Source organism: Aeromonas sp. FL131 (assembly GCF_049860615.1).
Classification (GTDB): domain Bacteria; phylum Pseudomonadota; class Gammaproteobacteria; order Enterobacterales; family Aeromonadaceae; genus Aeromonas; species Aeromonas hydrophila.
Genome location: NZ_CP187595.1, coordinates 2904076 through 2921508 on the forward strand (window position 1 = coordinate 2904076; position 17433 = coordinate 2921508).

Sequence of the window (17433 nt, forward strand, 5' to 3'; positions counted from 1 at the left end):
TGCCCATTCCTGCCCGGTGTTAGAATCCACGCGGATTTAATCCAAGTGGGAAATCTCCCAAATATCGCGTAATAACCCGGAAGTTTTATGCTCTCAACACGCTTCAAAAGAGCCTCGGCCACCCTGTTGCCGCTGCTCTGCTTACTCGTCAGCCTCTGCGCCCCGCAGGCCATGGCGCAGGATGTGCCCTCACGTGCCAGTGTGCAGCGGGCACTCGATGCCCTTGGCAAGTCTGATACCCTCACCGTCAGCCAGCAGGCCGACCAGAAATTCCTGACCGACACCCTCACCCTGCTCGACAGCATCGAGAAGGAGAAGAGCAAGGCCAAGAGCCAGAGCGAGCGCATCCGCTCCCTGCCGGCCGAGCTCAGGGACATCAGCGCCAAGCTCGATGCCCTGACCCAGAACAAGAGTGCCGAGCAGATCAAGAGTGAATACGCCAGCATGAGCCTGAGCGAGCTGGAAAGTCGCCAGCCCGACGTCATGGCCAACATGCAGGATGCCCAGGAAGCCCTCGGCACCATCGGCAGCCAGATCACTAGCCTGCAAACCCTGCCGGAACGGGCCCAGGCCCTGATGAGCCGCGCCTATCAGCGCAGCCAGGAGATCCGTACCCGCCTCAACGCCGGTGATGGGGTGAGCAGCGCCGAGAAGATGAAGCTGGGCGCCGAGCTGGCCTTGCAGGAGCTGCAACTGGCCAACCTGCAACAGCAGCTGGACAACCGCACCAGCATGCAGGATCTCGCCGTCAAGCAGCGCGACTACCAGAGCGCCCGCCTCGCGAGCGAAGAGCAGAAGCTGCAACTGCTGCAAGAGCAGAGCAGTGCCAAGCGCCTCGGTGACACCGAGAAGACCGCCGAACAGACCGGCGAGCTGGTCGCCGCGGATGACAATCCGCTGGTACAAAAAGAGCAGGAGCTCAACCATCAGCTCAGCCAGCAGCTGGTCAGCGCCACCACCAACCTCAACTCGCTGGTACAGAAGAACCTGCAGGCCAAGAGCTGGCTGGAGCGCGGCACCCAGACCGAGCGCAACCTCAACGAACAGGTGCAGATGCTCAAGGGCAACCTGCTGCTGTCACGTATTCTCTACCAGCTCTATCAACAGCTGGAGTCGTCGCCTTCCACGCTGGTGAAGAACCTGGAAGAGCAGATCGCCGACCTGCACCTGGCCCAGTTCGAGCTGAGCCAGCAGCGCGACCAGCTGTTCCAGAAGACCCAGTATCTGGACAACCTGATCGCGAACAGTAGCGAGCCGGTGAGCGAGGAGGACAGAACCAGCCTCTCCAAGCTGCTCGACACCCGCATCAGCCTGCTCGACCAGCTCAACCGCCAGCTGGATGCCCAGCTGACCAACGCCATCAGCCTGCAGCTGACCCAGCAGCAGCTGGCGCGGATCTACTCCTCCATCGAATTTACCCTGCAGCAGCACATCTTCTGGGTGAGCAGCAACAAACCCATCGATGGCAAGTGGTTCATCAACTGGCCGGCCCAAGCCTACAAGCAGGCCTCCGACTGGGTGCTGAAACCGGACTGGAGCGGCTGGGGCGAGATGCTGCTGCCGGTCTCCCTGCTCGCCTTCCCGCTGCTGCTGGTGGGCGGTCTGCTGATCTGGAAGCGCCCGGCGCTGGTGGAACGGCAGAAGAAGATCACCAAGGATCTGGGGCGTTTTCGCCAGGACAGCCAGTGGCACACCCCGCGTGCTCTGCTGTTTACCGTGCTGCAACGCCTGCCGGGCAGCCTGTTCATTCTGGCTGCCGGTCTCTGGCTCACTTACTGCGGCCTGCTCAGTCCCAAACTGATTTTCCAGATCACCCTCAATCTGGCGCTCGGTTACCTGGTGTTCAGCGTCTATCTGGCGGTGATGCGGCCGGGCGGCATTGCCGAGACCCATTTCCGCATTGCCAGAGCCGAGCTGCAGGCCAAGCGCACCAGCATGCGCTACCTGTGGGTACCCTTGCTGCCGCTCATCATGCTGTCGACCAAGGCGGTGGTGGAACCCTCCTCCCTTGGCAACGACGTGGTGGGTCAGGCGCTGACCCTGGCCCTGCTGGGGCTGGCCGCCTATCTGGTGTTCCCCATCTCCCGCGCCCGTATCAAGGGCGAGGCGAGCATGCAGCAGTCCATCACCGCCATCGCCCTGGCGCTGGCACCGGTGGCGCTGATGGTGCTGGTGGGACTGGGCTACTACTACACCGCCCTCAAGCTGACCGGCCGGCTGATCGAATCCTTCTACCTCATCATCATCTGGAGCCTGGTCTACCGCACCGCCCTGCGCGGGCTGGAGCTGGCGGCCCGTCGTCTGGCCTATCGCCGTGCGGTGGCCAAGCGCGAGCACAAGTCATCGGAAGATGCGGAAGGGGGTGAGTCCATCGAAGAGCAGCCCATGGATCTGGAGGATGTCAGCCAGCAGTCCCTGCGCCTGACCCGCACCGTGCTGCTGCTGGTGTTCGGCGTCGCCTTCTACTGGCTCTGGTCCGATCTGGTGGCGGTCTTCTCCTACCTCGACAGCATGGTGCTGTGGCACAAGAGCGTGGGCTCCGGCGCCAATGCGGTGCTCTACCCCGTCAGCCTGAGCGATGTGCTGACCGCCATCTTCATGCTGGGAGCGGCCTGGTCGCTGGCCCGCAACCTGCCAGGTCTGCTGGAGGTGTTGGTGCTCTCCAAACTGCGCCTGGCCCAGGGCACGGCCTACGCCATCACCACCATGCTCAACTATGTGCTGATCGGGGTCGGTACCCTCACCGCCCTCTCCCTGATGGGCATGCAGTGGGACAAGCTGCAGTGGCTCGCCGCCGGTCTGACGGTCGGTATCGGTTTCGGTCTGCAGGAGGTGGTCGGCAACTTCGTCTCCGGCATCATCATCCTGTTCGAGCGTCCGGTGCGGATCGGTGACACCGTCACCATCGGTACCTTCTCCGGCACCGTCTCCAAGATCCGTATCCGCGCCACCACCATCACCGACTTCGACCGCAAGGAGGTGATCATCCCCAACAAGGTGCTGATGACCGAACGGCTGATCAACTGGTCGCTGAGCGACACCGTCACCCGGGTCATCGTGCGGGTGGGGGTGGCCTACGGTTCGGATCTGGAGCTGACCCGTACCCTGCTGAAACAGGCGGCGGACGACAACAGCCGCGTCTTGAAAGACCCGGCCCCCATCGTCTACTTCCTCACCTTCGGCCCCAGCACTCTGGATCACGAGCTGCGCTTCTTCGTGAGCGAGCTCGGCGATCGCAACCCGGCGGTGGATGAGCTGAACCGCAAGATCGACGCCCTGTTCAAGGCCAACGGCATCGAGATCGCGTTCAACCAGATGGACGTCTACATCAAGAACATGAAGGGCGAAGAGCAGAAGGTGGAGTCCGACTCAACCCAGCCTCCCGCCCTGCCGGGTGCCCAGCCGGTCTAAGGCGGCACGCCATCCCACTCGAAGGCCCCGCAAGGGGCCTTTTTTATGGTCGGCCGCCGGCCACCCAATCTGGTTTTGTGACGTGCCGGCCAGAATGGGACACCGTTTGCCGCTAGCCTGAAGCGCTTATCCCCTGCTCGCCGACCTGCCAATCCGGGCCGGCCGCGATACACTGAGGGGCCAACCCCCACATTTGCCAAGGTGCGCCAATGAGTTCCCAACCCTCTCTGCTCTCTTTTCTCGGCTCCCCCCTGCTCGGGGTAGCTGCCACCTATGTCGACCCCGCCAACAAGGAGACAGGCGTCTACATCTGCGGGGTCGAGATCCAGGCCGGCGACGAGCTGTTGCTGAGCTTCCCCAAGGGGCATCAGCTGGCGGTGGGGGAGAAGATCACCCTGCATCTGGACAACCGCACCGGGGTCGACGAGTACGATGCCTCCTTGAGCGTCTACCGCGTCTCCTACAAGGGGGTGATAACAAAAACCGCCTCGGACAAGGTGCAGGTCACCCCGCTGCAGTTCGAGCTCTGGTACGGCAACCGGGTGGTCTATGGCTTCGCCCGGCCGGACTATCAACATCCGGCCGATGAACGCCCCGCCTGCGAGCTGCCGGTCACCCCGCTCACCGGCCTGCCGGTGCCTGACCTGCGCGAAGTGGAGAACAAGATCGGGGTGCTGGTGACCCGGGCCCAGTCCCAGCCGCACACCACTGTGCTGGCGTTTCTCTCCTCCGATGAGGACGATATCTTCTTCATCACCTTCCCCGAGACCTTCAAGTCGCAATTGCTCAAGCGCGACGGGCGCTGCCACTTCGCCATCGACTCGCGGGCGGTGTTTACCTACACCCGCGCCATCGAGTGGAACTACACCATCATCGCCGCCGATGCCTACCAGATCCCGCAGGATCACCCGCTGTTCGAGCCCATCCGTGCCGCCTTCGTGCAGAAGAATCCGTGGGAAGTGGGCTTCTTCAGCCACCCGCAAGTGGAGCTCTACCACCTCAAGGCCCGTCAGGTGGTCTGCCCGGGGCGGGCAAAAGAGTAGGCCAGAGCGGGCCCGAAAGAGGATAAGATGACCGCCGTTGCCCATGACAAGGAGTAGAGAGCAGATGCAGCAGGTCGTTTATGTGGCGAGCCCCGCCAGCCAGCAGATCCATGTGTTTGCCCTGGCCGGGAGCGGGGAGCTCGCGTTATTGCAGGTGGTCGACACCCCGGGCCAGGTCCAGCCGCTGGTGATCAGCCCGGACGGACACTGGCTCCATGCCGCCGTACGGCCCGATTTTGCGCTCATCAGCTACCGGATTGGCGTGGATGGCCGGCTCAGCGAGCCGAGCTCGGCGCCGCTGGCGGGCAGCGCCTCCCACACCGCCATCTCGGCCGACGGCCGCTTCCTGCTGGCGGCCTCCTATGCCTTCAATCATGTCACCGTCTCCGCCATCAGAAGCTCCGGGCGGGCAGCGCCGCCCCACCAGCAGCTCGACGGCTTGCAGGCCGCCCACTCGGTCACCCTGCTGGCCGCCGATGGCCAGGGCGAGCAGGAGGTGCTGGTCGCCTGCCTCAAGGAGGACCGTATCCGCCGCTTTGTGCTCTGCCGGGAGGGTCGGCTGCGCCCCCATCCGCTGGGGGATCTGCAGACCGCCAGCGGCGCCGGCCCGCGCCATCTGGCGCTGCACCCAAGCAATGGCGACCTCTATTGCCTGAACGAGCTCGATTGCACCATCAATCGCTACCGGCGCAGCGCCGACGGCGAAATCACACTGTGCCAGAGCCTGGAGATGCTGCCCGCCGGTTATCAGGGGGAGTACTGGGGGGCGGATCTGCACGTCACGCCGGATGGGCGCTTTCTCTACAGCAGCGAGCGGGCCAGCAGCCTGCTGACCCAGTTCGCCATTGCGCCGGATGGCGAGCTTGGCGTGGTCGGCCACTTCCCCACCGACACCATGCCGCGCGGGTTTGCCATCGACGGGCAGGGCCGCTGGCTGCTGGCGGCAGGACAATCCTCCCACCAGCTGGCGCAGCACCGCATCGATCCGGCCAGCGGCGCCCTGACCCTGCAGGCACGCCAGCCGGTGGGCGAAGGGGCCATGTGGGTGCGGGTATTGACGCTGGCGCCCTGAGTCCTTAGCCCTGAACCTCGGGCCCGGCGCACCGACAAAACAGAGAGGCCACCCTGGGGTGGCCTCTTTTTCATCATCTCAATGCAAGTCAACGCAGGGATTTAATCCTTGGCGCTCTCCATGGCCCCCTCTTCGGAGTGCTGGGGCAGGATGAGGTTGAGCAGGATGGCGGCCACCGAGGCCAGACCCACGCCCGCCAGGGCGAAGTCACCGATCTTCATCTCCAGCGCACCGACACCCACGGTCAGGGTCACGGCCACGATGGCGATGTTGCGCGACAGCCCCAGATCCACCTTGGACTCCACCAGGGTCTTGAGACCAATGGCGGCAATGGATCCGAACAGCAGCAGCATGATACCGCCCATCACCGGCATCGGGATGGAGGTGAGCAGGGCGTTGAACTTGCCGAAGAAGGCCAGAATGATGGCGAACACCGCGGCCCAGGTCATGGTGACCGGGTTGAAGTTGCGAGTGATCATCACTGCGCCGGTCACTTCGGCATAGGTGGTGACGGGGGGACCACCGATGAAACCGGCGAAGCAGACGCCGATGCCGTCACCGGCCAGGGTACGGTGCAGACCCGGGTTCTTGGTGTAATCCTTGCCCGTCACACCACCGATGGCCAGCACGCCGCCGATGTGCTCGATACAGGGGGCGATGGCCACCGGCAGCATGAACAGCGCCGCAGCCCAGTTGATCTCGGGGGTCACGAAGTGGGGCAGCGCCAACCAGGGGGCATTCACCATGCCATCGAAGCTCACCTGACCCATCAGCACGGCGGCCACATAACCGGCGATGACGCCGGAGAGGATGGGAATGAGCTTGATCCAGCCCTTGCAGAACACCGCCGCAATCAGGGTCACCGCCAGCGAGATACCGGCCAGGGTCAGCGCAACCGAGGCTGGCACGACCTGTTCACCACCGGCGCGGCCCATCGCCATGTTGCAGGCCACCTGGGCGACCGACAGACCGATCACCATGATCACCGGACCAATCACCACCGGCGGCAGCAGCTTGTGCACGAAGCCCATCCCACGCACGCGAATGAGCGCGGCCAGGATGAAGTACATGAAACCGGCGGCAAACAGACCGAACATGGTGGAGGGCAGGCCCCAGGTCTGGGTGGCGTAAATGATGGGGGCGATGAAGGCAAAGCTGGAACCGAGGAAAATCGGGACCTGGCGGCGGGTGCAGAGCTGGAACAGCAGGGTGCCCACACCGGCGCCAAGCAGGGCCATGGAGGGGTTCAGTCCGGTGAGCAGGGGCACCAGAACCATGGCACCGAAGGCGACAAACAGGATTTGCAGCCCGGCGACACTTTGCTTGACTAAGGAAAACATGGATGTCCTTAATTTTTTGATAACTGACAGGGATATTTGACACTTTTCAGTTATCACAAGACTTTTTCAAGGCACTGAATGAGCCATTCGGCGTCATTTGTTGCCTCTTACTGCTTGGGGAGGGCATGAAACTGGCTTTTTAGGCGGGATTCGTTGCTACAAGCATCGAGGAAGCGATTTTACGCACTTTTATGGCCGACGCCAATCGTTTTTCCACGCTGTTTTGTTGTCAGGTGTTGCCCCTGCCCCGCCACCGCCCCCCTCTATACTTGATGGCGTGAACCCAGCCGGACAAGGAGTCCCCCATGTCACTGCCCGCTTTCAAGCCCAGCCAGCGTCGACTGCTGGTGGGCTCGGCCATCGCCCTGGCCCTGTTTGCCACCCCGCTGAGCTATGACTTCAGCCACCATCAATGGCAGCTGAATCAGGCCTATGCCAAGTCCTGTTTCGTGGCCGGCACCCGCATCCTGATGGCCGACGGGGAGGAGCGCTCTATCGAGACCCTGCAGGTCGGTGAGCGGGTACGGGATCAATATGGCCACAGCAACCGGATCCTGGCGGTCGAACGGGTACTGCTGGGAGCGCGCAGGCTATACGGGCTCAACCGGCTGGCCCCCTTCTTCACCGCCGAACACCCCTTTCTGACCACCCGCGGCTGGGCAGCCATCGCCCCGGCCATGACCCGCACCGAGAACCCGACCCTCGCCGTGCTGCCGCTCTTTACCGGCATGCATCTGCTGGGTTGGTCGGAGCACAGCAGCGCAGGCAACCTGGCGCTGGCCCCGCACCCCGCCCCGCTACTGGTGGAGTCCCTCTGCTGGCTTGACGCCCCGCCCACCACCGCACTGTTCAACCTGATCCTGGATGGCAGCCACAGCTATGTCGCCAATGGGCTGATCGTTCACAACAAGGATGGCGATGGCAGTGGCGGCGGCAGTGGAAACGGTGGAGGAGGAAGTAGCGGCGGAGGCGGTAGCGGTAGCGGTAGCGGTAGCAGTAGTGGAGGCAGTGACAGCGACGGCGGTGGCAGCAGCGGTGGAGGCAGCGACAGCGATGGCGGCGGCAGCAGTGGTGGAGGCAATGACAGCGATGGCGGCAGCGATAGTAGCCATGGTGGTGATGACAACGGCGGTGGGGAACACGCCGGCGGCGACCAGCATGCAGGGGGTGATCGGCATGCCGGTGGTGAGCAGCATGGCGGAGGGGACCGCCACGCCGGCGGAGATCGTCACGGTGGCGGGCGTGGCCTCGGCAACGGCCTCGACGACAACGGGGTAGACGCCGTCGATGCCAACGGCAACGAGATCCGGGGCGACGGCACGGTCGACGACCACGGGGTAGACGCCGTCGACGCCAATGGCAACGAGATCCGGGGTGACGGTACAGTCGACGACAACGGGGTAGACGCCGTCGACGCCAATGGCAACGAGATCCGGGGTGATGGTACGGTCGACGACAACGGGGTAGACGCCGTGGATGCCAGCGGCAACGAGATCCGGGGCGACGGCACGGCCGACGATCGCGGCCAGACCCTGACCGATGCGCAGGAGCAAGCACTGATCCAGCAAGGGTTCAACAGCAAGGTGCAACCATGAGCCGTTATCTGCTGATCTGCCTGGCGCTGTGGTTGTCCGCCTGTGCCACCCAGCCAGCCGCCCCGCTCTATCACCAGATGGACAAGCAGGATGTGGCGCTGGCCAATCAGGCGCTGGCCGAGGCGCTGCAAACCCGCCCCAAGGGCCAGAGCCTCACCTGGTTCAACTCCGCCAACCGCCACTCAGGCAGCGTCACGCCGCTGCGCACCTTTCGCCATTCCAACGGCCTCTGGTGCCGCGACTACCGCGAGCAGCTCTACATAGGCCAAGCCAGTCAGCAGTGGCAGGACACCGCCTGCCGCAGCAAGGCGGGGCACTGGCTGCCGCTGCGCAGCTGACAGCTCAGGTAACAAAAAAGGAGGGTGGCCATGGCCACCCTCCTTCTATTGCAACTGCAAGCTTGCAGCCATCATACCCGGCGATAGGGCAGATAGACCGGCTCCCACATGTGGTTGAGAATATGCTGCTGCAGATCCTGACCGATCAGCGGATGGGAAGGATCCCGCCGCACTATGTCCTTGAGCACCGCCGTCGCCACGTGCACCGAGATGTTGCGCAGCTCGCGAATGCGCGGATAGACGGCCCCCTTGGCCAGGTCCACCTCGCTCACGCACTCTGCCAGTGCAAAGGCGGCAGTGGTGAAGATGTCCGGCGTGATCTCGCGGATCTGGCTGACGATGGCCGCCAGACCCACCCCCGGGAAGATGAATACGTTGTTGCCCTGACCGACCCGGAACTCCTGCCCCTCGTAGTGCACATCCTTGAACGGACTGCCGGTGGCGACAATGGCCTTGCCCTGGCTCCAGCGATAGATGTCGTCCGGCAGCGCCTCGCAGTTGGCTGTCGGGTTGGAGAGCGGGAACACCATGGGGCGCGCGCAGTGTTTTTGCATCAGCTGCACGTGCTCCTCCTTGAAGGCGCCGCCCGAGCCGCTGGTGCCCAGCAGCACGGTGATCGGCACGTGGCGCAGCACGTCGGTCAGGTTGGCCTTGCCGGGCACCTCGGTGTCCCAGCCGGCCAGCAGCAGGCCCGGCTTGGCGTAGCGGCGCTTGTACTCGTCGAGCCCCTCGCGGTTGTCACACACCAGCCCCTGGGTATCCAGGATGTAGATGCGATCGCGGGCCGCCTGCGGATCCAGCCCTTCGCGGATCATGCCCGCGCAGATCTGATCCGCCACCCCGACCCCGCCGGCTCCGGCGCCATAGACCAGGTAGTTCTGCTGGCCCAGGGTCTCGCCCTTGACCTTGACCGCCCCTATGATGCCCGCCAGCACCACGGCCCCGGTACCCTGGATGTCGTCGTTGAAGGACGGCAGCGACTGCTGATAGCGGGAGAGATTGTTGAAGGCGTTGGATTTGCTGAAGTCCTCCCACTGCAGCACGGCGTTCGGGAAGTGGCGCTTGACCCCGGCCACGAACTTGTCGATGAAGTCGTCGTACTCCTTGCCGCGAATGCGCTTGTGGGGCTGACCCAGGTACATGGGATCATCCAGCAGCGCCTGATTGTCGGTGCCCACGTCGAGCGCAATGGGCAGGCAGCAGGCGGGGTGAATGCCGGCGGCCAGGGTATAGAGGGAGAGCTTGCCGATGGGAATGCCCATGCCGCCCACCCCCTGGTCACCGATCCCCAGGATCCCCTGGCTGTCGGTCACGACGATGATGCGCACCGATTTGGCATCCAGCTGACGGGCCAGGGAGCCCATGTCATCGACGTTCTTCGGGGTGATGTAGAGGCCGCGCGCCTTCTGGTAGCGGTGGCTGAACTCCTGACACGCCTTGCCCACGGTCGGGGTGTAGATGATGGGGGTCATCTCCTCCACGTGGCGCGCCAGCAGGGCATAGAACAGGGTCTCGTTGCGATCCTGCAATGCCCGCAGGTTCTGATACTTCTCGATGTCGCTGCAGGCGCTCAGAAAGCCCTGATAGACCCGATCCAGCTGGGCTTCGAAGGTTTGCACCTGGGGAGGCAACAGGCCGTCGAGCTCGAAGTCGGCGCGCTCCTGTTCGGTAAAGGCGGTACCCTTGTTGAGATTGCGATCGTTGAGCAGATCGGTGCCAGTCAGTGCAACGGGGCGAAAATCTTGTCCCTGTGCATCTTTCCACAGCAGATATTGTCCGGTAGCCATAGTCATTCTCTTTGATTTACGTGAAATTGCCGTTCGGCAGGAGAGCAAGACTCATAATGAAATCAATCATATGACGTTTGCCTGTTTAGTTTTGTGAGCTTGGGCATACCCTGCGGCCAAAATCCGCGCCAAGGCGGATGATGGTCTCATACCGGCCACGCGCCACAGAGAGCGGCCAACTATGCTCAACAGCAGGCCACCGGCAGGGAGAGGTTCCCGGGGGCAGGAGAGAACAAACAGATGAGTGAAATCCTGATCGTCGATGACATGGCATCCAACCGCTACATCTTGCGCAGTCTGCTGGAAGAGGCGGGTTACCGGGTGCGGGAGGCCACCGACGGCCTGCAGGCGGTGGATGCCGCCACCGAGTTCCCCCCCGATCTGGTGCTGATGGACATCAACATGCCGGTGATGGACGGTTACGAGGCGTGCCGCCGCATCAAGCAGTTGCCGGGCCAGTGGTGCCTGCCGGTACTCTTCATCAGCACCAATAGCGGGATCGGGGCGCTCGAGCAGGCCTTTCAGGCCGGCGGCTGCGACTATGTATCCAAGCCGTTCCACCAGCTCGAGGTGCTGGCCCGAGTGCAAAACCAGCTGCGCCTCAAGGATCTGGGACGCCAGCAGGCCAAGGTGCAGCTCTACCAGAGCCTGTTTCAGCTCACCGCCGGCATCGCCCACGAGATCAACACCCCCATCGGCATCGGCATCACCGCCTCCAGCCTCATTCACGGCGCCGGCGATCTGCTGGCCAGCGCGGTGCAAAACGGCATGCTGGGGCAGCGCCTGCTCCAGCAGCAGCTCACTGACATCAAGGAGGGCACCGAACTGGTGGAGTCCAGCCTGCGCCGGGTCGCCCTGCTGGTGACCCGCTTCAAGGAGCTGACCCGGGATCAGACCGAGCTGCCCGCCACCCCCTTCGCCGTACAGAAGAGCCTGCGCAAGCTGCTGCAGGCCTTCACCCCCGAGTTTCTCATCGCCCGAGTCAACGCCGAGCTGGGCGGCGAGGAGGTCACCCTGACCGCCCCCGAGTCGCTGTTTCTCGACCTGGTGCAGGAGCTCATCAAGAACAGCATGGAGCACGCCTTCAAGGGGCCGGGGGAGCATCGCCTCACCCTGCAGGTGGAACGCGCCGGCAGCGAGCTGCTGCTGATCTATCGGGACAACGGCCCCGGCATGGCGGCCGAGCAGCTGGTCCACCTGTTCGAGCCCTTCTTCACCACCCTGCGCGGTGACGCCCGCCACTGCGGGCTGAGCGCCTGTCGCATCCACAATCTGGTGGAGAACAACCTGCACGGTCAGCTCGCCGTCACCAGCCCGCCCGGCGAGGGACTCTGCTACCGCATCCGGCTGCCGCTGCAGCCGCCGCTCTGAGCGGCAGACACAAAAAAGGGGCGCCGCAGCGCCCCTTCTCTTTCATCCTGATGTCGCGGTCAGCCTCAGCCTGACTTGCCTGCCTTGGGCTCGTCGAGCTGGTGCTTCACCTCTTCATACCAGAGATCGTGGTGCTCCTTGGCCCAGGTTTCGTCCACCTCGCCGCTGATCATCCCCTCCAGCGCCCCTTCCAGCTGGAACAGGCCCATGTAGATATGGAAGATGAAGCCGCAGATGAGGATGAGGGCCCCGACGATGTGGATGAAGCTGGCCCACTCCATCTGGCGGCGCAGCTGGCCGAAGATGGGGAAGTCCAGAAACAGCCCGGTCGCCACCACGATGCCGCCAAACCAGATCAGCAGCCAGAAAATGGCCTTCTCGCCGCCGTTGGAGAAGCCCGCCGAGGGGTGACTCCCCTTGTGGGGCCCCAGCATGCCGCCCGCCTTCATGAACCAGCGCACGTCCACCATGTTGACGATGTTGTGGCGAAACCACTTGATGAGCACTCCCATCAGGCAGAGGAAGAAGAGCGGCCCCACGTAGTTGTGGAACACCTTGGCGAACCAGATCCAGTTCTCCCACACCCCGATGCTCACCACCGGCTTGATGAAGTGCTTGCCGTAGATGATGGCCAGCCCCGACCCGGACAGGGTCAGGAACATGCCCGCCGTGGTCCAGTGCAGCGCCCGATCCAGCCGGCTCCAGCGCTTGAGCTTGCGCCCGGTGCGCGGTTTGGAGAGCTTGGTCGGCCCCACCGCCCAGTACATCAGGCCACACATGGCGAGCGACCCGAAGATGGCGATGGCACCGAGCGGCGACACCCACTTGGTCTTCACCTCGAACCAGAGCTGGCCCGGCACCGAGATGAGCACCCCGTGCTCCGGCGAGCGGGAGGTGGTCACCCCCTCCTGCCCGTCCTTCACCGCCCGCCAGTAGTCGGCGCCGGCAAAGCCGACCGCCTCTTTCTCGGCGTCGGCGAAGCTGGCGGTACTCACCAGCAGCAGGGCGGCAAACAGGGCCATTAGCCAGGTTTTCATGCCGCCCCTCCCTTGCCCGCCTTGCTGGCGTCGTAAAACAGCTCTTCACCGCTACCCCAGCCCGCTTCCTTGGCGCCGCGATAGGCGACCCGCTCACGGAAGATGTCGGAGATGACCTGCGCGTCCCCCGCCAGCAGCGCCTTGGTGGAGCAGAGCTCGGCACACATGGGCAGCTTGCCCTCGGCGATGCGGTTGGCACCGTACTTCTGGCGCTCCGCCTCGCTGTGATCCTCTTCCGGGCCACCGGCACAGAAGGTGCACTTGTCCATCTTGCCCCGATCGCCAAAGGCGGCGGTCTTCGGGAACTGGGGCGCCCCGAACGGGCAGGCAAACAGGCAGTAGCCGCAACCGATGCAGAGATCCTTGTTGTGCAGCACGATGCCGTCGTCGGTGTGATAGAAGCAGTCGGCCGGGCAGACCGCCATGCAGGGGGCGTCGGTGCAGTGCATGCAGGCGACCGAGATGGAGGTCTCCCCCGGCAGGCCGTCGTTGAGGGTCACCACCCGGCGGCGCTGGATGCCCCACTCGAGGGCATCGTCGTTCTCGTTCTTGCACGCCGTCACACAGCCGTTGCACTCGATGCAGCGCTTGGTGTCACACATGAATTTCATTCTGGCCATGAGATCAGGCTCCTACTTGGCGAAAACGGCACAGGGTGACCTTGGTCTCCTGCATCTGGGTAACCGGGTCATAGCCATAGGTGGTGACTATGTTGACCGACTCCCCCAGCACATAGGGGTCTGACCCTTCCGGATATTTGGCGCGCAGATCCTGGCCCTCGAAGTGACCGCCGAAGTGGAACGGCATAAAGGCGAGCCCAGGCTTGACCCGCGGGGTCACCAGCGCCTTCACCTTGACCCGGCCCCCTTCCGGCCCCTCCACCCACACGTCCTGACCGTCGCGCACGCCGACGTCGTTGGCATCCGCCGGGTTCATCTCGACGAACATCTCCTGCTGCAGCTCGGCCAGCCAGGGGTTGGAGCGGGTCTCGTCGCCGCCCCCCTCGTATTCCACCAGACGGCCGGAGGTGAGGATGATCGGGAACTCCTTGCTGACGTCCTTCTCCTGCACCGAGGCGTACTGGGTCGGCAGGCGCCACAGGCTCTTGGCATCGGGCCAGGTGGCGTAGTCGGCCAGCAGATCCCGGCGCGGGGTGTAGAGCGGTTCGCGGTGCTTGGGCACCTGATCCGGGAAGGTCCACACCACGCAGCGCGCCTTGGCGTTGCCATAGGGCACGAAGCCGTGCTTGATGGCCACCCGCTGGATGCCGCCGGAGAGATCGGTCTTCCAGTTCTTGCCCTCGGCCTCCTTCTTCTCTGCCTCGGTCAGCTCATCCCACCAGCCGAGCTGCTTCAGCAGATCGGCTGTGATCTCGGGATAGCCGTCTTCCACCTCGCTCCCCTTCGGCCAGGAGTCTTCGGCCAGCAGCGAGACGCCTTGGTATTCGATACCGAAGCGGGCGCGGAAACCGCCGCCCCCTTCCGACACCGGAATGCTGGTGTCGTAGAGGATGTGGCTGCCGGGGTGCTTCATCTCCGGGGTGCCCCAGCAGGGCCAGGGCAGACCGTACACTTCGCCACTGACCGGGCCGCCCTCGGCCTTGAGGTTGGTCTTGTGGAAGGTGTGCCAGTTCTGCTGGTGCGCCTTGAGCCGCTCCGGGCTCTGACCGGTGTAGCCCACGCTCCACATGCCGCGGTTGTATTCGCGGGTGATGTCTTCCAAGAGCGGTTCGTTGTTCTCCACCTTGATGTGCTTGAACAGCTCATCGGCAAAGCCAAGCTTCTTGCTCAGCAGATACATGATCTCGTGGTCCACCTTGGATTCGAACAGCGGCTCGACCACCTTGTCGCGCCACTGCATGGAGCGGTTGGTGGCGGTGACGGAGCCATAGGTCTCGAACTGGGTGGTGGCCGGCAGCAGGTAGACGCCGTCGGTGCGATCGTTCATGACGGCGGCGACCGTGGGGTACGGGTCGACAATCACCATCATGTCGAGCTTTTGCATCGCCTTCTTCATCTCGGGACCGCGGGTCTGGGAGTTGACCGCATGGCCCCAGTAGAACATGGCGCGGATGTTGGAGCCCTGCTCGATGAGATCGGCGTTCTCCAGCACACCATCCACCCAGCGAGAGACCGGAATGCCGTTGTTGTTCATCGGCAACTTGCCGTTGTAGGCCTTGTTGTCAAAACGGGCCTTGATCCACTCGTAATCCACGTCCCACACCCGGGCCCAGTGCTTCCAGGAGCCCTCTTCCAGCCCGTAGTAACCGGGCAGGGAGTCTGAGGTGACGCCAAAGTCGGTGGCGCCCTGCACGTTGTCGTGACCGCGGAAGATGTTGGTGCCCGCCCCGCTTTTGCCCACGTTGCCGAGGGCCAGTTCGAGGATGCAGTAGGCTCGGGTGTTGTTGTTGCCGGTGGTGTGCTGGGTCCCACCCATGCACCAGACCACGCAGCCGGGGCGGTTGTCGGCCAGCAGTTTGGCGGCGCCATGAACCTGCTGTTCGTTGAGGCCGGTCACCCGCTCCACTTCGGCCGGGGTCCAGCGCGCCACCTCTTTTTGCACCTCGTCCATGCCGTAGACGCGGGTGCGGATGAACTCTTTATCTTCCCAGCCGTTCTTGAAGATGTGCCAGAGCATGCCCCAGATAAAGGCGACGTCGGTGCCCGGACGCAGGGAGAGGTACATGTCCGCCTTGGCGGCGGTACGGGTACGGCGCGGGTCGACCACCAGGATCTTGCAGCCGTTGCGCTCTTTCGCCAGCAGGATGTGCTGCATGGCGACCGGGTGGGCCTCCGCCGGGTTGGAGCCGATGAACATGATCGACTTGCTGTTATGCATGTCGTTCAGGCTGTTGGTCATGGCGCCGTAGCCCCAGGTGTTGGCGACCCCGGCGACCGTGGTGGAGTGGCAGATGCGCGCCTGGTGATCCACGTTGTTGGTGCCCCACAGGGACGCCATCTTGCGAAACAGGTAGGCCTGCTCGTTGGAGTGCTTGGCGGAGCCGAGCCAGTAGACGCTATCGGGGCCGGACTCCTTGCGAAGACGCAGCACTTCATTGCCCACCTCTTCGATGGCCTGCTCCCAGCTCAGGCGCTGCCACTTGCCGCCCACCAGCTTCATCGGGTACTTGAGGCGACGCTCGCCGTGGCCGTGCTCGCGCAGGGCCGCTCCCTTGGCGCAGTGACCGCCGAGGTTGAAGGGGTGATCGAAGGCCGGCTCCTGACCGGTCCAGACGCCGTTTTGCACCTCGGCATAGACGCCGCAGCCCACCGAGCAGTGGGAGCAGATGGTGCGTTTCACCTCGACCGGCACATCGGCGGCCACGGTCTTGGCCTCGGCCCGCTGCATCATGGCTGGCGCCAGCCAGCCGGCGGCCACGGCGCCGCCGGCCACCAGACTTGAGTTGACCATAAAGGCGCGACGGGTCAGCCCCTGACCGCGAGCGGCCCCATTGCTTTGCAAGCTGCCCTGCTCGCCCGCCTGGGGCTGCTCGGCACGTTTCGTCAGTTTCATGAGTTCTCCTTCACTGAGTCGGCTCAGTCGGTGCCGCGCAGGGTGCGATAAAAGTCGTGAACATGGGGGGTCTCCCGATAGCCCTTGTCCGGCGCGGTGTCGTGGGTCAGCACCTCCTTGCCCACCACCCGGCCAGTGGCACCGGCCAGCACGCCGATGGTGGCAACCACCCCCACCCCCTTGATCAGATTGCGGCGGGACGGGTCTTTCAGTTGTTCATCGCTCATCTTTCTGTGACCTCTGTTGTTATGGTCGGCTGCGGTGAGCCGGTTTTGCTATGAGTGGGCGGCGCAGCGTCATGGCTGCGTCACCACCGGGCTGCCAAAGGGCAGGCGCAGTTCCTGTTCCAGTTTGAAAAAGTCTTCGGCAAGCGCACCGACCGCCCGGTAGAAGCTGCCCCCTTTCGCCTGTTGCTGATCGCGGCAGCAGGCCAGTACCCAGGGGGCAAGGTGGCGCTCATAGAAGCGGTTACGATCCGGGTGCTGCTCGGCAATCAACACCGCCATCACCTCACAGAGGGCGGCCAGATGATCTTCCGGCTCACACACTCCGCTCTGGCGCTCGAAACCGAGCGACTGCAGGTCTGCGCGCAGCACTGCCAGCGGCAGCTCCATCAAAGAGCCGGTGAGATACCAGGAGGCAAACGGCACGATTTCCCCGCGCCCCAGCCCGATAAAGAGATCCTGATACTCCTCGGCAAGCTCATTCTCGTGGTGGCTGCTGGCCGCCAGTTGCACCAGCCCCAGCCCTCTGGCAAAGGGGCCGGGCATGGCCTGCAGGCCTTGCAGCCAGGCGAGCTGTTCGCCACGGGGGGCGGCGCGCCAGAGGCTCGCCAGCAGGGCATACATGTCGGCGCTATTGCGATCCAGGTCGGTCATTGCCGGCGCCTCCGGGTAGTCATTGCGTTGTTCAGTCATCAGAGCCCC

The 17433-nt window shown here is 63.9% G+C and carries 13 protein-coding genes; 6 read left to right on the forward strand and 7 right to left on the reverse strand.

Going from position 1 to position 17433, the window contains the following annotated elements; all coding sequences use genetic code 11:
- The first annotated feature begins 87 nt into the window (after window positions 1-87).
- The 3 genes from mscK to ACPW75_RS13370 all read left to right on the forward strand — a co-directional run bounded on the left by mscK (window position 88) and on the right by ACPW75_RS13370 (window position 5526).
- Entirely contained in the window at window positions 88-3411 is a 3324-nt protein-coding gene (gene mscK / locus ACPW75_RS13360) for a mechanosensitive channel MscK (protein ID WP_077098208.1), read from the forward strand.
- A 209-nt stretch (window positions 3412-3620) separates the two neighbouring features.
- Window positions 3621-4454, forward strand: a complete 834-nt coding sequence (locus ACPW75_RS13365) for a hypothetical protein (RefSeq protein WP_077098210.1) — start codon at window positions 3621-3623, stop codon at window positions 4452-4454.
- A 64-nt stretch (window positions 4455-4518) separates the two neighbouring features.
- Complete coding sequence (locus ACPW75_RS13370; RefSeq protein WP_077098212.1) at window positions 4519-5526, forward strand: 6-phosphogluconolactonase; 1008 nt, start codon at window positions 4519-4521, stop codon at window positions 5524-5526.
- A gap of 101 nt (window positions 5527-5627) precedes the next feature.
- Here the strand turns inward: ACPW75_RS13370 and ACPW75_RS13375 are convergent, their stop codons facing one another.
- Window positions 5628-6866, reverse strand: coding sequence for a uracil-xanthine permease family protein (locus ACPW75_RS13375; RefSeq protein WP_016351527.1), 1239 nt, complete (start codon window positions 6864-6866; stop codon window positions 5628-5630).
- A 305-nt stretch (window positions 6867-7171) separates the two neighbouring features.
- On the opposite strand from ACPW75_RS13375, the gene ACPW75_RS13380 reads away from it, so the two are divergent.
- Together ACPW75_RS13380 and ACPW75_RS13385 are read left to right on the forward strand one after the other, a co-directional pair.
- Entirely contained in the window at window positions 7172-8461 is a 1290-nt protein-coding gene (locus ACPW75_RS13380; RefSeq protein ID WP_252410842.1) for a hypothetical protein, read from the forward strand.
- A complete protein-coding gene (locus ACPW75_RS13385) occupies window positions 8458-8799 on the forward strand; it encodes an RT0821/Lpp0805 family surface protein (protein WP_077097273.1) in 342 nt (113 codons plus the stop codon). Before ACPW75_RS13380 ends, ACPW75_RS13385 begins: the two co-directional genes overlap by 4 nt.
- A 71-nt stretch (window positions 8800-8870) precedes the next feature.
- On the opposite strand, the gene ACPW75_RS13390 is transcribed toward ACPW75_RS13385, so the two are convergent.
- Window positions 8871-10586, reverse strand: a complete 1716-nt coding sequence (locus ACPW75_RS13390) for an NAD-dependent malic enzyme (protein ID WP_024944164.1) — start codon at window positions 10584-10586, stop codon at window positions 8871-8873.
- Window positions 10587-10826: 240 nt separating this feature from the next.
- On the opposite strand from ACPW75_RS13390, the gene ACPW75_RS13395 reads away from it, so the two are divergent.
- Complete coding sequence (locus ACPW75_RS13395) at window positions 10827-11957, forward strand: hybrid sensor histidine kinase/response regulator (RefSeq protein ID WP_077097275.1); 1131 nt, start codon at window positions 10827-10829, stop codon at window positions 11955-11957.
- Between the two features lie 65 nt (window positions 11958-12022).
- Here the strand turns inward: ACPW75_RS13395 and ACPW75_RS13400 are convergent, their stop codons facing one another.
- From ACPW75_RS13400 to ACPW75_RS13420, 5 genes are all read right to left on the reverse strand, one after another.
- Window positions 12023-12994, reverse strand: coding sequence for a formate dehydrogenase subunit gamma (locus ACPW75_RS13400; RefSeq protein WP_011706854.1), 972 nt, complete (start codon window positions 12992-12994; stop codon window positions 12023-12025).
- On the reverse strand, window positions 12991-13614 hold the full coding sequence (fdh3B, locus tag ACPW75_RS13405; protein ID WP_011706855.1) for a formate dehydrogenase FDH3 subunit beta: 624 nt from the start codon (window positions 13612-13614) through the stop codon (window positions 12991-12993). The genes ACPW75_RS13400 and fdh3B overlap by 4 nt, the downstream gene beginning before the upstream one ends.
- Window positions 13615-13618: 4 nt before the next feature.
- Window positions 13619-16507: a formate dehydrogenase subunit alpha gene (locus tag ACPW75_RS13410; protein WP_201903383.1), complete on the reverse strand. Its 2889-nt coding sequence runs from the start codon at window positions 16505-16507 to the stop codon at window positions 13619-13621.
- 23 nt (window positions 16508-16530) lie between these two features.
- Window positions 16531-16734, reverse strand: coding sequence for a transcriptional initiation protein Tat (locus tag ACPW75_RS13415; RefSeq protein ID WP_077097279.1), 204 nt, complete (start codon window positions 16732-16734; stop codon window positions 16531-16533).
- A gap of 69 nt (window positions 16735-16803) precedes the next feature.
- Complete coding sequence (locus ACPW75_RS13420) at window positions 16804-17424, reverse strand: TorD/DmsD family molecular chaperone (RefSeq protein ID WP_017409114.1); 621 nt, start codon at window positions 17422-17424, stop codon at window positions 16804-16806.
- Window positions 17425-17433: the final 9 nt, after the last annotated feature.

Coding starts and splice junctions, on each gene's coding strand:
- mscK (WP_077098208.1), top strand. CDS start 88: ATGCTCTCAACACGCTTCAAAAGAGCCTCGGCCACCCTGTTGCCGCTG.
- ACPW75_RS13365 (WP_077098210.1), top strand. CDS start 3,621: ATGAGTTCCCAACCCTCTCTGCTCTCTTTTCTCGGCTCCCCCCTGCTC.
- ACPW75_RS13370 (WP_077098212.1), top strand. CDS start 4,519: ATGCAGCAGGTCGTTTATGTGGCGAGCCCCGCCAGCCAGCAGATCCAT.
- ACPW75_RS13375 (WP_016351527.1), bottom strand. CDS start 6,866: ATGTTTTCCTTAGTCAAGCAAAGTGTCGCCGGGCTGCAAATCCTGTTT.
- ACPW75_RS13380 (WP_252410842.1), top strand. CDS start 7,172: ATGTCACTGCCCGCTTTCAAGCCCAGCCAGCGTCGACTGCTGGTGGGC.
- ACPW75_RS13385 (WP_077097273.1), top strand. CDS start 8,458: ATGAGCCGTTATCTGCTGATCTGCCTGGCGCTGTGGTTGTCCGCCTGT.
- ACPW75_RS13390 (WP_024944164.1), bottom strand. CDS start 10,586: ATGGCTACCGGACAATATCTGCTGTGGAAAGATGCACAGGGACAAGAT.
- ACPW75_RS13395 (WP_077097275.1), top strand. CDS start 10,827: ATGAGTGAAATCCTGATCGTCGATGACATGGCATCCAACCGCTACATC.
- ACPW75_RS13400 (WP_011706854.1), bottom strand. CDS start 12,994: ATGAAAACCTGGCTAATGGCCCTGTTTGCCGCCCTGCTGCTGGTGAGT.
- fdh3B (WP_011706855.1), bottom strand. CDS start 13,614: ATGGCCAGAATGAAATTCATGTGTGACACCAAGCGCTGCATCGAGTGC.
- ACPW75_RS13410 (WP_201903383.1), bottom strand. CDS start 16,507: ATGAAACTGACGAAACGTGCCGAGCAGCCCCAGGCGGGCGAGCAGGGC.
- ACPW75_RS13415 (WP_077097279.1), bottom strand. CDS start 16,734: ATGAGCGATGAACAACTGAAAGACCCGTCCCGCCGCAATCTGATCAAG.
- ACPW75_RS13420 (WP_017409114.1), bottom strand. CDS start 17,424: ATGACTGAACAACGCAATGACTACCCGGAGGCGCCGGCAATGACCGAC.